The following is a 15770-nucleotide window of genomic DNA, read 5'->3' on the forward strand; positions in this document are numbered from 1 at the left end:
GTAGCTTTTAGCGCTCACCAATCAATGGTCACAACCACTTTTGATGCAAAAAATTCAGGGGATATCTCGCAGCAAACGGCGCAGCACCTTTCCTGCGCCCGTGGCCGGTAGCGCATCGATGAAGCGCACCTCGCGCGGAGCCTTGTAGCTGGCCATGTTTTCCTTGCTCCAGGCCAGCAGCCCGTCCGCCTCCAGGCTTTGCCCCGGCTTGCGCACGATGAAGGCGCGCACGACCTCGCCTTTCTGGGCATCGGCAACACCGATCACGGCAGCCTGGGCGATGGCCGGATGCTTGATCAGAATCGTCTCCACCTCTTCGGGGAAGACGCTGTAGCCCGAGACCTTGATCATTTCCTTGAAGCGGCCGATGAAGGTCAGATAGCCGTCCGCATCGAATTTGCCCATATCGCCGGTATGCACCCAGCCGTCCTTGAGCGTCTTGGCCGTGGCCTCGGGCTTGTTCCAGTAGCCCTTGAAGTTGCCCGGGCCGCGAATGATGATCTCGCCCACCTCGCCTGCCGCCAGCGGCGCGCCGGTCTCCGGATCTATCACCCGGATCTCGTTGCCCGGCGCAGGTTTGCCATGCGTGCCCCAGCGGATGGCATCGCCCGGCATGAAGGTATCCATGGTGTGGGTTTCGGACAGGCCGTAGGCCGCCTCGCTGGAGATGGCATTGGGCGCGAACCTGCGCCATTGCTGCGCCAGATCCTCGGTATAGGTGATGCCGAAGCTGGTGACGGTGTTGCGGCGCAGCGCGCTGAAATCCATCTTCTCCACGCCGGGCACCTGCATCAGCGCCACATTCATGGGCGCGATGCTGTACCACCAGCTGACGCGGTAGCGCTCCAGCGCCTGCGCCACGGCCAGCGGATCGAAGCGATGCAGCAGCACGCAGGTCGCCCCCGAATGCACGGGCATGTTCACCCCCATGGACATGCCGGCGATGTGATAGAGCGGGGCCACAGCCAGCAATACATCCTCGGCGCTGACGCCGGTCACCCGGGACGCGCCGGCCGTCTTGTAGGCGGCCGCGCCAAAACTCAGCATGGCCCCCTTGGGCAGGCCCGTGGTCCCCGAGGTATAGGTCATCAGCGCCACCTCGTCCATGCCCACGTCGACTGGCGCAGGCCTGGCACCGCTGTGCATGAGATCCCAGAAGGAGGTCACATCGGCGGGCAGCGGCTGCACGGGGGCCTGCAGCTCGGCAGGCAGGGGCAGCGTGGCTCTGGCGGGCAGCCAGTCACCGTAGCGCACGGCCAGCACATGCTGCAGCGCGGTGCTGCCGCGCACCTTGTCGACCACGGGCAGCAGCACATCGGCCGCGATGATGATCCGCGCCTGCAGATCATTGAGCTGGTATTCGAGCTCGTGCTCCTTGTTCAGCGGCCCGCAGGGGCAGACGATGGCTCCGATCTTCTGCACCGCGTAGTGCGCAACGATGTACTGCGGGCAGTTGTTCATGAACAGGGCGACGGGCTCGCCGGGCTTCACGCCCAGCTGCTGCAGATGCGCGGCCACGGCATCGCTGGCCTCATCCACCTGGCGCCAGCTGATGTGCTGTCCGTACCAGATATAGGCATCGCGCTCGGGATGCTGGCGCGCATTGCGGCGCAAGGCCTCATGCAGGGGAATGAGGATTTCGGATTCAGCCATGGTTGTCTCCTGGGTGTCTCGTATAGACCGAACAGCGGCGCCACTTTCTCAGGGATTGCCTTATGGCAATCTGCTGCTCGGCGTCTTGTCAATGTATACCTGCCGGTAGAACAATGCTACCCATTGGTATAACGAATGCGACACACGCAAACCCTCATGCCCGCCACAACCAGAAAGACCGAGAAAAAGCCGGCTGCGCCCGTGGCGCCGCGCGGCCGCCAGCGCCTGCCCACCGCTGGCTCCGACGAGAAGCGCGAGCGCATTCTCAAGGCCGCCGAAGCCCTGTTCGACCGCTATGGCTATGCCAACACCACCATCGAGCAGATCGTGCAGGCGCTCGGCGTGACCAAGCCGTTTGTCTACTACTACTTTCGCAACAAGCAGGAGATCTTTGAAACCCTTTGCTGGGCACCGACCGAGGCCTGCTTCACGGTGCTCGACTTTGCGGTCGACGACCCGCGCCCCGCGCATGAAAAGGCCATCGACGGCCTTCAGCGACTGATTGCCGCCACCATTGCGCACTACCCGGCGGGCTTCTTCCCCTACCGCGAGCCGCAGGCCTTCAGCCCCGCCTATCTCAAGGCCTCGCGCAATGTGGCCCAGCAGTTCTACAAGCAGTTCTGCGCCCTGCTCGACGAAGGCCGCGCCAGCGGGCATTTCGATTTCCGCGACACCCGCATCACCGCCCAGGCGGCCTGCAGCCTGCCCGGATTTCTCTACAACTGGTATCAGCCTGGCGGCAAGCTGGGCCCGGCCGAGATGGTGGTCGAGCTCACCGATCTGGCCTCGCGCGTGCTGGGCCTGCGCACTGCGGCGGCCCCTGCGCGAAAGCGTGCGGCCAGGGCCGCACCGGCGCCGGCAGCGCAGACCTCTTCGCCCCCCAGGCGCCGCAAGAGCGCTTCGTCCACCACCAACAGCGCCAGCTGAGAGCCTCGAAGGCCAAGGCGCCATTCCAACTCCTGGAGACAAAACCATGTCAGTTCGCTTCTCAGCCCTTGCGCTGGCCGCCGGCCTTTGTGCCTGCACCGTATCCGCCCAGACGGCAGAGCCGTTCAAGATCGCGTTCATCGACCCTCTCTCCGGCCCGTTTGCCAATGTGGGGGAAGTCATGCGCAACCATGTGCTCTATGCCGTCGATGACGTGAATGCCAAGGGCGGCCTCTACAACGGAGCCAAGTTCCAGCTGCTGCAGTTCGACAGCAAGCTCTCGGCCCAGGAAAGCCAGAGCGCGCTGCAGGCCGCCATAGACCAGGGCGCACGCGTGGTGGTGACGGGGGGCTCGGGCTCATCGGTGGTCACGGCGCTGGTGCAGGCGGCGGCGCGCTACAACCAGCGCAATCCGGGCAAGGAGGTGCTGATACTCAACCACAGCTCCATCGATCCCGAGCTGACCGGCAAGTCCTGCAGCTTCTGGCATTTCATGTTCGACGCCAACACGGCCATGCGCATGCAGGCCATCGCCAACTACATCAAGACCCAGCCCGAGATCCGCAAAGTCTTTCTGCTCAACCAGGACTATGCCCATGGCAAGCAATGGGCCAGCTTCGGCCGCAGCATGGTTGCCAAGACAAGACCGGATATCCAGTTCGTGGGCGAGACCCTGCACCCCATGGGTCGCATCAAGGACTTTGCGCCCTATGTGGCCAAGATCAAGGAGGTCGGCACCGATTCGGTCATCACCGGCAACTGGGGCCAGGATCTGGCCCTGCTGCTCAAGTCGGCCGGCGACTCGGGCTACAACCTGCGCTACTTCAACCACAGCGCAGGCGGCTTCCCGGGCACCGTTACCTCGATTTCCCAGGCAAAGATAGGCCAGGTGACCTGGGTCGCGGAATGGCACCCCGGCATGGCCGACCGCGCCCAGGCCGACGCCCGGGCCAGGGAGTACAAGGCCAGGATGAACCAGGACTTTCTGGCCCCGCGCATGGACCTGGTGCCGCGCATGCTGGCCGCTGCCATGGCCAAGGCCCAGTCCACCGAGCCCGTGAAAATTGCCAAAGCCATGGAGGACATGTCCATGGACACCGTATTCGGCCCCGTCAAGATGCGCGGCAAGGACCATCAGTTGCTGCTGCCCCAGGTCGTCAACACCATCGCCCCAGTAGATGGCAAGCTGGTCAAGACCGGCTGGGAAGGCACGAACTACGGTTTCAGAACCGACGCCGTCTATTCCGCCCAGCAGCTTGATCTACCCACGGAGTGCCAGATGAAACGGCCGTAAAAATGAGGACGGGTCTTCGACTCTGTCACTGGGCTTGCAGCGGGCGTGGCCCCCCACCAGAGACAGCAAGCAAGGGCCGCCTCGCCGCGAAGCTGTCGTCCCCCTCCCATAGCGCGCAGCGCGCAGAGAGAGGGGCGCCCGGCCAGGGGGAAGCCGCGTAGCGGCTCAGGGGGTTGGTGTACTGTAAGTACGCCGTCCAAACACTCCGCTGCCCACTCGCACCATGGTGCTGCCTGCCGCCACGGCGGCTTCCAGATCGCCGGTCATGCCCATGGACAGCGTGTCGAAATGCTCCAGCCCCGCGAGCCCGCTGGACTTTATGGCATCAAAAATGAATGCTGCCCTTTTATGGACTGCGCATTGCGCTTCGAAATCAGGAGTGTCGTCGGGAATGCTCATGATGCCGCGCAGCTGCAGATTGGGCAGTTTCACCATGGCTTCGGCCAGCTCCAGCGCTTGCTCGGCCAGGACGCCGGACTTGGTGGCGCCGCCATCCACATTGACCTGAATGCAGACATTGAGCCGTGCCATGCCCTGGGGACGCTGGGCCGAAAGACGCTCGGCGATCTTGAGCCGGTCCACGGTCTGGGCCCAGTCGAAATTCTCGGCCACCAGCCGCGTCTTGTTGCTCTGGATGGGGCCTATGCAATGCCATTGCAGCGCCTCGGCGCCGGCCAACTGCATGGCGCGCACGGCGGCAATCTTCTCCACGGCCTCCTGGATATAGTTCTCGCCAAAGCTGCGCTGGCCGGCCAGCATTGCCTCGCGCACCGCATCCGCGCCGAAGGTCTTGGAAACGGCCAGCAGTTGCACCGATGTCACGGGCCGGCTTGCACTGGCGCAAGCGGCTGCAATGCGGGCATGAATCTGCCCCAGATTGTTTTCAATCGTCGTCATAATTGGCGCCAGAGTACCAAACCAGAGAGGGATCTCCGTGGATATCACGCAATTGCTGGCATTCAGTGTCAAGAACAAGGCTTCGGACTTGCATTTGTCGGCAGGCCTGCCCCCCATGATTCGCGTCCACGGCGATGTGCGTCGCATCAACATCGATCCGCTGGACCACAAGACCGTGCACGCCATGGTCTACGACATCATGAGCGATGCCCAGCGCAAACAGTACGAAGAGTTTCTGGAAGTGGACTTTTCGTTCGAAATTGAAGGCCTGGCGCGGTTTCGTGTCAACGCCTTCAACCAGAACCGCGGCGCGGCGGCCGTGTTCCGTACCATTCCCAGCAAGATCCTGACGCTGGAGCAGCTCAACGCCCCCAAGATCTTCTCCGACCTGGCACTGAAGCCGCGCGGCCTGGTGCTGGTGACGGGCCCCACGGGCTCGGGCAAGTCCACCACGCTGGCGGCCATGGTCAACTATCTCAACGAGACCGAGTACGGCCACATCCTGACGGTGGAAGACCCCATCGAATTCGTGCACGAGTCCAAGAAATGCCTGATCAACCAGCGCGAAGTCGGCCCCATGACGCTGTCGTTCGCGGCAGCCCTGAAATCCGCGCTGCGTGAAGATCCGGACGCGATCCTGGTCGGCGAAATGCGGGACCTGGAAACCATCCGTCTGGCCATGACGGCGGCCGAAACCGGTCACCTGGTGTTCGGCACGCTGCACACCTCGTCGGCCGCCAAGACCATCGACCGTATCATCGACGTGTTCCCGGCCGAGGAAAAGGAAATGGTGCGCGCCATGCTCTCCGAGTCGCTGCAGGCAGTGATCTCGCAGACGCTGTGCAAGACCAAGGACGGCCAGGGCCGTGTGGCCGCGCACGAGATCATGCTGGGCACGCCTGCCATCCGCAATCTGATCCGCGAGGCCAAGGTGGCGCAGATGTACTCCACCATCCAGACCAGCCAGAACATGGGCATGCAGACCCTGGACCAGAACCTGACCGATCTGGTGCGCCGCAACCTCATCAGCCCGGCCGAAGCGCGCAGCAAGGCGAAGATTCCCGAGAACTTCCCTGGATAAGGTTCCCCCTGAGCGGCGTTGCCGCTTCCCCCTGAGGGGGACAACACCTTCGCGGCGGGGCGGCCCTTGCTCGGTGTTTCTCTTCCGGGCCGCGCCAGTTTTTAGAGTGGCCCTTGCTGTTGGCCACCGGACAAGGAGTGATCATGGAACGCGATCAGGCCAGTAAATTCATCAACGATCTGCTCAAGCTCATGGTCAGCCGCAACGGCAGCGACCTGTTCATCACGGCGGAGTTCCCGCCCGCCATCAAGATTGACGGCAAGGTCACCAAGGTCTCGCCACAGCCGCTGAGCCAGCTGCATACGCTGGCCCTGGCGCGCTCCATCATGAACGACAAGCAGGTGGCGGACTTCGAGCACACCAAGGAGTGCAACTTCGCCATCTCGCCGGCCGGCGTGGGGCGCTTCCGCGTCAATGCCTTCATGCAGCAGGGCAAGGTCGGCATGGTGCTGCGTACCATTCCCACCACCCTGCCCACGATTGACGGCCTGGGCGTGCCACAGGTGCTCAAGGAGGTCACCATGACCAAGCGCGGCCTGTGCATTCTGGTCGGCGCGACGGGCTCCGGCAAATCCACCACGCTGGCCGCCATGGTGGACTGGCGCAACGAGAACTCCTTCGGCCACATCATCACGGTGGAAGACCCCGTGGAATTCGTGCACCCGCACAAGAACTGCGTGGTCACGCAACGCGAGGTGGGACTGGATACCGAAAGCTGGGAAGCGGCGCTCAAGAATACGCTGCGCCAGGCTCCCGATGTGATCTTGATGGGCGAAATCCGCGACCGTGAAACCATGGAGCACGCGATTGCGTTCTCGGAAACCGGTCACCTGTGCCTGGCCACGCTGCATGCCAACAGTGCCAACCAGGCGCTGGACCGCATCGTCAACTTCTTTCCCGAAGAACGCCGTCCACAGCTGCTGATGGATGTGTCGCTGAACCTGCGGGCCATCATCTCCCAGCGTCTGATTCCCAAGCAGGACAGCAAGGGCCGTGTCGCCGCCATCGAGGTGATGCTCAACTCTCCGCTGATTGCCGACCTGATCTTCAAGGGCGAGGTCGTCGAGATCAAGGAGATCATGAAGAAAAGCCGCAATATCGGCATGCAGACCTTCGATCAGGCGCTGTTCGACCTGTTCGAATCCAATCTCATCACCTACGAAGATGCGCTGCGCAATGCAGACTCGGTCAACGACCTGCGTCTGCAGATCAAGCTCAACAGCCAGCGCGCCCGGACTCTGGACCTGGCAGCCGGCACCGAGCATCTGACCATCGTCTAACCCCAAGGCGCCGGCATCTCCTCCCACAGGTGGAGCGCTGGCTTTGCTGGGGTGCGGCAGGGCCGGCCAGGACCCTGCGCTCCGCCACGGCCATGCACTGCGGCGCTACCATGATCGAACTGTTCCGTACCAAGTCTTAGAGGATTTCATGAGCACAGCCACCATCGCCTCCCGCAGCTACGCACCCTGCACTTCCACGCCCGTGGCCTTTCTGGGTCTGGGTGTCATGGGTTCCCCCATGGCCGGGCATCTGGCTGCCGCAGGCCATCAGGTCACGGTCTACAACCGCACCGCTGCCAAGGCCGAAGCCTGGGTCGAGGAATTTGTCGGCGGCCGCCGTGGGGCCACGCCCCGCGAAGCCGTCAAGGGCGCACGCATGGTCTTTTGCTGCGTGGGCAACGATGACGACCTGCGCTCGATTGCGCTGGGAGACGACGGTGCTTTCGCCGGCATGGAGCCTGGGGCCATCTTTGTAGATCACACCACAGCCTCGGCGCAGGTGGCACGCGAGCTGTATGCACAGGCCCGCCAGCGCGGCCTGCACTTCATGGACGCCCCGGTATCGGGCGGTCAGGCCGGTGCGGTCAACGGCCAGCTCACCGTCATGTGCGGCGGCGATCAGGAGGTATTCGACCAGGTTGCCCCGGTGGCTGACGCCTTCTCGCGCGCCTTTACCTATATGGGTGCATGCGGCAACGGCCAGCTGACCAAGATGGTCAATCAGATCTGCATTGCGGGCCTGGTCCAGGGACTGTCCGAAGCCATTGCCTTTGGTCTGCGTGCCGACCTGGATGTGGAGAAGGTCCTCGACGTGATCGGCAAGGGCGCCGCCCAGAGCTGGCAGATGGACAATCGCGGCAAGACCATGGCCGTGGGCAAGTTCGACTTCGGCTTTGCCGTGGACTGGATGCGCAAGGATCTGGGACTGGTTCTGGCCGAGGCCCAGCGCAATGGCGCACGCCTGCCCGTCACCGCGCTGGTGGACCAGTTCTATGCCGATGTGCAGGCCATGGGCGGCAATCGCTGGGATACCTCCAGCCTGATCCAGCGCCTGCGCTAAGCGCCGGCCCATGAAAAAAGCCGGACCTGGGTCCGGCTTTTTTCATGCCTGTAGATCCGCTTCAGTTCATGCTGGAGCGGTCTTCGACCACCGGTGCAGCCCTGGATGTCGACGCGGCCAGTTCCTCTTCGGAGATGACTTCGAACAGGCGCACAACCTTGCTCACATCGTTGACGCCACGAGCGATCTCGGCTGCACGCTTGGATTCGCGCGGCGTGACTATGCCCATCAGATAGACCACGTTGTTCTCGGTGACGACCTTGATGGCCGACGATGAAATGTCCTTGGCATTGACCAGGCTGGCCTTGACCTTGGTCGTGATCAGAGAGTCCTGAGAGCGCTGGCCCAGTGTTGCCGTGAAAGGCACGACCTCGATCTCGTTGTAGACCTCGCGCACGGTCGCCTGCTCGCGTACCAGCTTCTCTATGGTTGCCTTGTCCGTCGCATTGCCGGCCTGACCGGTCAGCAGCACCACACGGTTGTAGCTGGTGGCGCTGACGCGGGCCTTCTCGCCCATCACCTCGCTGATGCGATTGCCGGCACGCAGTTCTATGCCCTGGTCCTCAACCTGTGTGCCGGTAGTGCGCCTGTCCACTGCCGACATGCCTGCCACGGCGGCACCGCCGCCCACCAGAGCCACGCAACCGCTCAAGGCACCACCCAGAGCGGCAACGGTCAGGGCCGCACATGCAACACGGGTCCACTTCAACTTCATAAAGGCATCTCCTGGTCACCAAGCAGTTGAGAGTCCACACCGTCGGCCAGACAGTGCAGGATCAAGGTATGGGTTTCACGCACGCGCGCCGCACGGTCGTGGGGCACGCAGATCAGTACATCGGTCTCGCGCACGGTGGTGGCCAGATTGCCGCCGGTGCGGCCTGTCAGCACCACGGCCATCATGTCGCGCTCGTGGGCGGCCTCCAGGGCTTCCTGCACGGCCATGTCGTTGCCGGTCACCGACATGAGCAGCAGCAGGTCACCGGGCTGCCCCAGCGCTCGCACCTGGCGCGCCAGATACTGGCTGGCATTGCCGCCGGAGCCCGTGGCTCCCACGCTGCCCAGCAGGCCGCCATCGGAAGTCAGGGCCACGGCCGCCAGCTCGGGACGATCGCGTTCGAACCCTGTCACGCACAGGGAGGCAAATAACTGGGCATCGCTGGCCGAGACGCCCGTACCGCAGGCCAGCACCTTGCCGCCGCCCGTCACGCAGGCCAGCATGGCCTGTACGGCGGAAGCAATAGGTTGGCTCAGCGCCTGGGCGGCCTGGTACTTCAGGTCGGCACTGTCGATGAAATGCTGTTGAATTCGTTGCTCTAGCATGGAGGCCCGATGATACCCGCCACCTGTTATCTCTTTGGTAGCAAACCGTTATTTGCGCATCAGTGTTGCGCACAACCATGACGCGGCGACTAAAGTGCCTCGAATGCCGCTTGGAGCCACTCGATGCGCATCTGGTTCCCGGAGCTGTCGACCAGCACCACATCAAAGCGGCATGGCGGCGCTGCCGCAAGCCTCATCAGATAGTGTCTGGCGGCCAGCACAATGCGCTGCTGCTTGAGGCGGCCGATGCTGCCGCCGGCACCGCCGAAGCGCTCGGTGTTGCGGCTGCGGACTTCGACGAACACCAAAGACCCGTCGCGGTCACGCAGGATCAGGTCGATTTCGCCACCACCACGGCCCGGCGTCCGATAATTGCGCTCGACAAGCTTCAGGCCCCGCGCCTGCAAATGGGCCAACGCGGCATCCTCGGCCTGCTGCCCGCGTGCGGTTGTGCTTTGCGCCGGCTTGGGCCGCTTTCCAAGGAGATCCATTGACTACCTCTTTCGCCTCTGCACTGACTGCCGCACATGACGCGGCCGCTTCCCAGCATTATCCGCAGGGAGCCCTGTATGTGGTGGCGACGCCGATTGGCAATCTGGCCGACATCAGCCTGCGCTCGCTGCATGTGCTGCAGATCGTGGACTGCATAGCCTGCGAAGACACGCGCCACACCCAGGGCCTGCTGCGCAGCTATGGGCTGGACCGACCCGGCAGCCAGTTGCTGGCCGTGCATCAGCACAACGAGGCAGAAGCCGCCCAGCAGGTGATCGGGCGTCTGCAGCAAGGCCAGCGCATCGCCTATGTCAGCGATGCAGGCACGCCCGGCGTCAGCGACCCGGGCGCGCGCCTGTGCGCGGCGCTGCAGGCCGTGGGTCTGCGCAGCATTCCGCTGCCCGGAGCCAGCAGCGTGACATCGGCCATCAGCGTGGCGGGTGCCGTCACGCCAGCACAGGGCGAAAACGGTTTTGTGTTTGCCGGCTTCCTGCCCACCAAGAATGCTGAACGACTGGCCGCCGTGCAAAAGCTGGCCGACCAGCCGCGTTGCACCGTGCTGCTGGAAGCCCCGCACCGGATCATCGAGCTGGCCCAAGCCCTGGCCCTGCTGGGCGAGCGTCGCGTCACGCTGGCGCGAGAAATCACCAAGCAGTTTGAAGACATCGCCAGCATGCCGGCCCACGAGCTGGCAGCCTGGCTGCAGGCCTCGCCGCAGCGTGTCAAGGGCGAGTTCGCCATCGTGCTGCACCCCGTGGCGGTGCAGCAAGAGTCGGGCGAGGCCGAGCGCGTGCTCAAGCTGCTGCTGGCCGAGTTGCCGACCAAGACGGCCGTGAAGCTGGCCGCCGAAATCACTGGGGCCAGTCGCAACACGCTCTATGACCGGGCGCTGGAACTCAAGCGGGCCGCCGAAGAGGAATAAGTACGTCAACCGGGCGCGGTACAAACCTGAGACGCCTGGCAGGGCTGCCCCGCAGCGCTGGTGCGTCCCTCGGCGTCGCGGCTCAGGGGGCTTCAGGCTCAGGCATAGGCCAGACCGGTTGCCACGCCACCAAACAGGTCGCCTTCGACCTGCGGCACATCGGGGAAAGCGACGCGCAGCGCATCGCGCAGGGTACGCAGGGCCGACGAGCCGCCGGTCAGATAGATGGCGTCTGGTGCCGCCACGCCGGCCTGGCGCACACAGTCCTGCGCACATTCGACCACCTGCAGCAGCAAGGCCTGCAACTGCTCCTGCAGAACCTCCGGGGAGATGGCCGCAGGCAGGTCTTGCTCCAGCCAGTCCAGGGCAATGGCCGAGGCAGCATGGCTTTGCGAAGCCGCAATCTTGGCCTGCTCCACCGCATCGGCCAGCCTATGGCCTTCACGCCAATCCAGCACCTTCATCAGGCGCTGGTGCAGTTGCTGATCGCTGTAATCGCTCTTGAGACCGCGCGCCGAAGCCAGGGCCTTGGCCGTGTACAGCCACTGGATCAGATGCCAGGTGGAGAGATCGAAGAACACGCTGCTGGGCACCTCGCGCCCGCTGGGGCCGATGTGCTTGTAGCCCAGCAACGGCATGACCTGGGCCACATTGAGACGATGGTCGAAATCCGTGCCTCCGATATGCACGCCGGTGGTGGCCAGAATGTCCTGGGTACGATCGGCATGCCCAGCCTGTTGCGGACCGAGACGCACCACCGTGAAGTCCGATGTGCCGCCGCCGATATCGACCACCAGCACCAGCTGTTCCTCACCCAGGCGCTGCTCGTAGTCCAGTGCCGCCGCAATCGGCTCCAGCTGAAAGCTGACTTCACCCAGGCCGGCGGCGCGCGCCGCAGCGGCCAGGGCATCCTGCGCCTGGCGGTCTCGCGCCGGGTGCTCGTCGACAAAATGCACGGGACGCCCCAGCACCACACGCTCCGGCAGACGTCCATCCAGCGCCCAGCGTGCCTGATCGGCCACGCGCTTGAGAAAGATCGCGATGATGTCCTGGTAGCTGACGAGCTGCTCGTGCACCGCGGTCTTTTCCAGCAACAGGCTGCTGCCCAGCAGGCTTTTGAGGGAGCGCATCAGACGCCCTTCCTCGCCCGCCAGATACTGCTGCATGGCATCGCGGCCGAAATGCGTGCTGTGCTCTTCGGTATTGAAGAACAGTGCCGTGGGCATGCCGGTGGCAGCGCCTTCCAGCGGCAGCAGACTGGCTACCCTGCCAGGCAGGCGATAGGCGGCAGCAGAGTTGGAGGTTCCGAAATCGATGCCCAGAGTGGCAGGCGTGAGAGCTTTGGTCATGAAAGGCGGCGCTGCACCGCACCGGCCCGCAAAGGCTCACGCGGCCGCAACGAAAACGCCCACCGAAGTGGGCATGGGTGTCAGCGGGGGCGCTATTCTAGCGCCCCCTTATTGGGCCTAGGCGGCGGCGGTTTCCAGCTCGCTGCCGGAATGCAGTGCCAGTTCAATGCGCACCCCGTGGGTGGCAACTTCGTCCAGTGCCCCTGCTGTCGCCTGCCGCGGCACCGACAGCACGACCGCATAAGGGCCTTCGCCGCGCGTGGCCAATCTTTGGGCCAGAGGGCCCGCAGCCCGGACGGCTGCAGCCAGCACCAGTTCGGTGGCGCCCAGACCCAGCGATACCTGCTGCGTGCTGCCGTCGGCCGATACCCGCAGCGGGCCGACGCTCACTGCATCGCCGAGAAGTGCCCGCCAGCGCGCCAGGCTGGCCTGCAGATCCTGCACCGCCACTTCCAGGCGCGCCACGCCGGTCACGCCATTGGGATGCACGCGGGCCTGGCCTTCGGGCACGCGCAAGACACGCGGCGTCAGGTCGCCGCACAGAAACGGCAGATCCTGGCTTGGAGGGCGTGCATTGCGCCAGCGCAGCTGCTCTCCGTCGGGACGCAGACGTCCGCCCTCATAAGGCGCTTCATAGCCCAGGCCGCGCGCCTGGGCCGCAGCCACCACGGCGCCGGTCTCGGAGGGCAGCAACGCAAAGTCGACCAGCCCCTCGCCGTGCTGCTGCAACTGCTGCCACCAGCGCTCCTCGGGCGCGGGCGCACGCCAGGCAATGAGTTCGAAATAGACGCCGTCGGCAAAGACCACCAGGGCGTTGTGCGTGGAGCGGCCCGGGTGCTCGCCGCCGCGCAGCACGTTGAAACCCAGGGACTGATAGTTGGCAATCGTGCGCTCCAGGTCCTGGACCGCGATGACGATATGGTCGAGTGGCAGGCTCATGCAAAAGTCTTTCCAAAAGGTTCTCAGGCCGCCAGGCGCTCGGGCGCGCTGGAGTCGGTATGGCGCACTTCGGCGCGGATGGACTGGGGGTTGCGCAGCAGGTTGAGGATGGGGCAGGTTCGCTCCACGGCCTCGAACAGCGCATCGATCTCGGCGCGGCTGGCCGGCGAATCGATATGCACGGTATAGCCGATGTCGTGTGGCCAGATCGGCGTCGCCTCATGGCCGGGCCTGCCGCCGCGCGGGTCGATGACGCCCGTGACCTCGACTTCGAGGCTCTCCAGCGGCACCTGGCGCTCGGCCGCCTGGATCAGAAAGATATGGGTCACGCAGGTGCCCAGCACGCCCAACTGCAGCTCGGGCGAGCTAGGGCCGAGGTTGTAACCCGCGAAATCGGGCGGGCTGTCGCTGATGACCTGGTGTTCGCGGATGCGCAGACGGCGCACGCCGCTGCGCCCCTCTGCACGCACGCTGGCCTTGAGTCTGGCGGCCTGGGCCGTGCCCGCCGCAATGGCGGCGCTGCGTGCCAGCACGGCTGCGCGTTTTTCGGAAAGATATTCGTTGAGATGACTCATGAGCGGGCTTTCGATAAGGGAATGCCAGGCCATTGTTGTGAGAGCGGCCTGCCGGGCCAACAAAGGAATTCGTCTGCGCTTATGCGCTTTGCAAATATGCGGCCTCGCACCGCTTAGTTGTTTTTCGAATAACGATGCTACTCAATATATGAACACGAATATTTGGCGTCGATAGCATGAGAACCATGAATCCGGTCGGTCGCTGCGCGATGCGTCCGGAACCTGAGTTTTCAACGCCATGTGGCGACGAGGTATGAACGTGTTTTTCCCTTCGCAGACGGATCCATCGATAAAACAGCCGGTGAACAGGCCGGCCCGACGCCGCTCCCTATGGGCCGCCGTGGCGGTACTGACGGGCAGCTTGCTGCTGGCCGGCTGCTCCAGGCAATCCGGCACGGCCCAGGCCGGCGCCTCGGCGGAACCGGTCCTGGGCGGCACCCTGGTCTACCTCGAGCAGCAGGCACACACCAATCTCTATCCGCCTGCCGGCGGCTTTTATCCCAACGGTGGCGTGCTCAACCAGATCACGGACAAGCTGACCTACCAGGACCCCGAGACACTGGAGATCCAGCCCTGGATCGCCGAATCCTGGACCGTGAACGCCGATGCCACCGAGTACAGCTTCAAGCTGCGCTCCGGCGTGAGCTTCTCGGACGGATCGCCGCTGGACGCGGCCGCCGTGGCGCGCAACTTCGACACCTACGGTCTGGGCAACAAGGCGCTCAAGCAGCCGGTTTCCGAGGTCATCAACAATTACGAACGCAGCGAAGTCGTCGATCCGCTGACCGTGAAGTTCTTCTTCAAGAAACCCTCGCCGGGCTTTCTCCAGGGCACTTCGGTGATCGGCTCGGGCCTGGTCTCGCCCGCCACGCTGGATCGTCCATTCGAGGAGCTTGGCGATGCCATGCGCATCATAGGTTCGGGCCCCTTCGTGGTGGCCAGCGAGACCCTGGGCAAGGAACTGGTGCTCAAGGCGCGCAAGGACTACAGCTGGGGCCCGGCCAAGCTGGCCCACCAGGGCCGCGCACGCCTGGATGAAGTCAAGTTCATCGTCACGCCCGAGGACAGCGTGCGCATAGGCGCGCTGCTGGCCGGCCAGGCCGGCTTCATCCGCCAGGTCCAGGCCTACGACGAAAAGCGCGTGGAGCAGCAGAAGTTCAGCATCTACGCGCCTTCCACGCGCGGCGTGAACAACAGCATCGCCATCCGTCCCGACAACGCCCTGGTGGCCGATCTCAAGGTGCGCCAGGCCCTGTTGCATGGCACCAATACCAAGGAGATCGTCGAAACCCTGTTCTCGCCGCGCTACCCGCAGGCTCGTTCGGTGATCGCCTCCACGGCAGCCGGCTATGTGGACCTGTCGGCCAAGCTGGTCTTTGACGAGGCCAGGGCCAGGCAATTGCTCGACGAGGCCGGCTGGAGCCTGGGCGCCAACGGCCTGCGCCAGAAGAACGGCCAGGACTTCGTGCTCTCGACCTACGAATCCCTGCCCCAGCCACAGAACAAGGAAACACTGCAGCTGGTGGCCCAGCAATGGGCCAGGCTGGGCATCAAGCTCAATGTGCTGGCCGGAGACTCGGGCAGCCGCACGGTGGACACGCTGGACCCCGACAAGACCGGCGTGCTGCCGGGCATGGTGGGCCGCGCCGATCCCGACGTGATCAAGAGCAATTACTACCCGAGCAACCGCAACGTGCTGCTGCAAAAAGGCGGTGTGAGCCAGAAGGTCAAGTCCTTCGAGGACGGCAAGCTCAACCGCCTGTTCGATGCCATCGCGGCCGAGACCGATGCCAACCGGCGCCTCGCGCTGACCGGCGAGGTGCAGAACTACCTGATCGACCAGGCCTATGTGATCCCGATCTTCGAGGAGCCCCAGGCCTTCGCGGGTGCAACCTGGGTGCGTGAGGTGGGCTTCGAGGCCGTGGGCCGTCCCAGCTTTTACAGCACCTGGCTGGCCAAGCGCTGAGTGCGCACCGATCAA

The 15770-nt window shown here is 64.2% G+C and carries 15 protein-coding genes; 7 read left to right on the top strand and 8 right to left on the bottom strand.

The features are described from left to right. Positions 1-54: 54 nt before the first annotated feature. Positions 55-1653 carry an AMP-binding protein gene (locus FSY59_RS14570; protein ID WP_003050597.1) on the bottom strand — a complete coding sequence of 533 codons (1599 nt, stop codon included), beginning with the start codon at positions 1651-1653 and terminating at the stop codon, positions 55-57. A gap of 156 nt (positions 1654-1809) precedes the next feature. Here FSY59_RS14570 and FSY59_RS14575 point away from each other — a divergent pair, with 156 nt between their 5' ends. Continuing rightward, positions 1810-2580 carry a TetR/AcrR family transcriptional regulator gene (locus FSY59_RS14575; RefSeq protein WP_019043137.1) on the top strand — a complete coding sequence of 257 codons (771 nt, stop codon included), beginning with the start codon at positions 1810-1812 and terminating at the stop codon, positions 2578-2580. A 46-nt stretch (positions 2581-2626) separates the two neighbouring features. After that, the gene (locus tag FSY59_RS14580; RefSeq protein ID WP_148729205.1) at positions 2627-3874 is read left to right on the top strand and encodes a branched-chain amino acid ABC transporter substrate-binding protein; all 1248 of its coding nucleotides are present in this window, start codon (positions 2627-2629) and stop codon (positions 3872-3874) included. 165 nt (positions 3875-4039) lie between these two features. On the opposite strand, the gene FSY59_RS14585 is transcribed toward FSY59_RS14580, so the two are convergent. Then, complete coding sequence (locus FSY59_RS14585) at positions 4040-4771, bottom strand: YggS family pyridoxal phosphate-dependent enzyme (protein ID WP_148729206.1); 732 nt, start codon at positions 4769-4771, stop codon at positions 4040-4042. A 37-nt stretch (positions 4772-4808) separates the two neighbouring features. Between FSY59_RS14585 and FSY59_RS14590 the strand changes: the two genes are divergently transcribed. From FSY59_RS14590 to FSY59_RS14600, 3 genes are all read left to right on the top strand, one after another. After that, entirely contained in the window at positions 4809-5852 is a 1044-nt protein-coding gene (locus tag FSY59_RS14590) for a type IV pilus twitching motility protein PilT (RefSeq protein WP_003050584.1), read from the top strand. A 143-nt stretch (positions 5853-5995) separates the two neighbouring features. Next, positions 5996-7132, top strand: coding sequence for a PilT/PilU family type 4a pilus ATPase (locus tag FSY59_RS14595; RefSeq protein WP_003050582.1), 1137 nt, complete (start codon positions 5996-5998; stop codon positions 7130-7132). A 148-nt stretch (positions 7133-7280) separates the two neighbouring features. Continuing rightward, on the top strand, positions 7281-8192 hold the full coding sequence (locus FSY59_RS14600) for an NAD(P)-dependent oxidoreductase (protein WP_003050579.1): 912 nt from the start codon (positions 7281-7283) through the stop codon (positions 8190-8192). Positions 8193-8253: 61 nt separating this feature from the next. Here FSY59_RS14600 and FSY59_RS14605 read toward each other — a convergent pair whose 3' ends face one another. The 3 genes from FSY59_RS14605 to FSY59_RS14615 form a co-directional block, all read right to left on the bottom strand. Further along, on the bottom strand, positions 8254-8907 hold the full coding sequence (locus FSY59_RS14605; RefSeq protein ID WP_003050576.1) for a BON domain-containing protein: 654 nt from the start codon (positions 8905-8907) through the stop codon (positions 8254-8256). Beyond that, positions 8904-9512 (bottom strand): SIS domain-containing protein, encoded by a 609-nt coding sequence (locus FSY59_RS14610; protein WP_003050573.1) that lies wholly within the window; start codon positions 9510-9512, stop codon positions 8904-8906. The genes FSY59_RS14605 and FSY59_RS14610 overlap by 4 nt, the downstream gene beginning before the upstream one ends. 89 nt (positions 9513-9601) lie before the next feature. Further along, positions 9602-10003: a YraN family protein gene (locus FSY59_RS14615; RefSeq protein ID WP_148729207.1), complete on the bottom strand. Its 402-nt coding sequence runs from the start codon at positions 10001-10003 to the stop codon at positions 9602-9604. Between FSY59_RS14615 and rsmI the strand changes: the two genes are divergently transcribed. Next, positions 10003-10926, top strand: a complete 924-nt coding sequence (gene rsmI, locus FSY59_RS14620) for a 16S rRNA (cytidine(1402)-2'-O)-methyltransferase (protein WP_148729208.1) — start codon at positions 10003-10005, stop codon at positions 10924-10926. The two genes, FSY59_RS14615 and rsmI, sit on opposite strands and share 1 nt — an antisense overlap. 98 nt (positions 10927-11024) lie before the next feature. Here rsmI and FSY59_RS14625 read toward each other — a convergent pair whose 3' ends face one another. From FSY59_RS14625 to FSY59_RS14635, 3 genes are all read right to left on the bottom strand, one after another. Further along, a complete protein-coding gene (locus tag FSY59_RS14625) occupies positions 11025-12275 on the bottom strand; it encodes an Hsp70 family protein (RefSeq protein WP_148729209.1) in 1251 nt (416 codons plus the stop codon). A gap of 117 nt (positions 12276-12392) precedes the next feature. Beyond that, entirely contained in the window at positions 12393-13214 is an 822-nt protein-coding gene (locus FSY59_RS14630) for a VOC family protein (RefSeq protein ID WP_148729210.1), read from the bottom strand. Between the two features lie 23 nt (positions 13215-13237). Next, complete coding sequence (locus FSY59_RS14635) at positions 13238-13822, bottom strand: OsmC family protein (RefSeq protein ID WP_003050563.1); 585 nt, start codon at positions 13820-13822, stop codon at positions 13238-13240. 220 nt (positions 13823-14042) lie between these two features. On the opposite strand from FSY59_RS14635, the gene FSY59_RS14640 reads away from it, so the two are divergent. Further along, on the top strand, positions 14043-15755 hold the full coding sequence (locus FSY59_RS14640) for a TIGR04028 family ABC transporter substrate-binding protein (protein ID WP_187427922.1): 1713 nt from the start codon (positions 14043-14045) through the stop codon (positions 15753-15755). Positions 15756-15770: the final 15 nt, after the last annotated feature.

This window comes from Comamonas sp. Z3, assembly GCF_008121565.1.
Classification (GTDB): domain Bacteria; phylum Pseudomonadota; class Gammaproteobacteria; order Burkholderiales; family Burkholderiaceae_C; genus Comamonas; species Comamonas brasiliensis.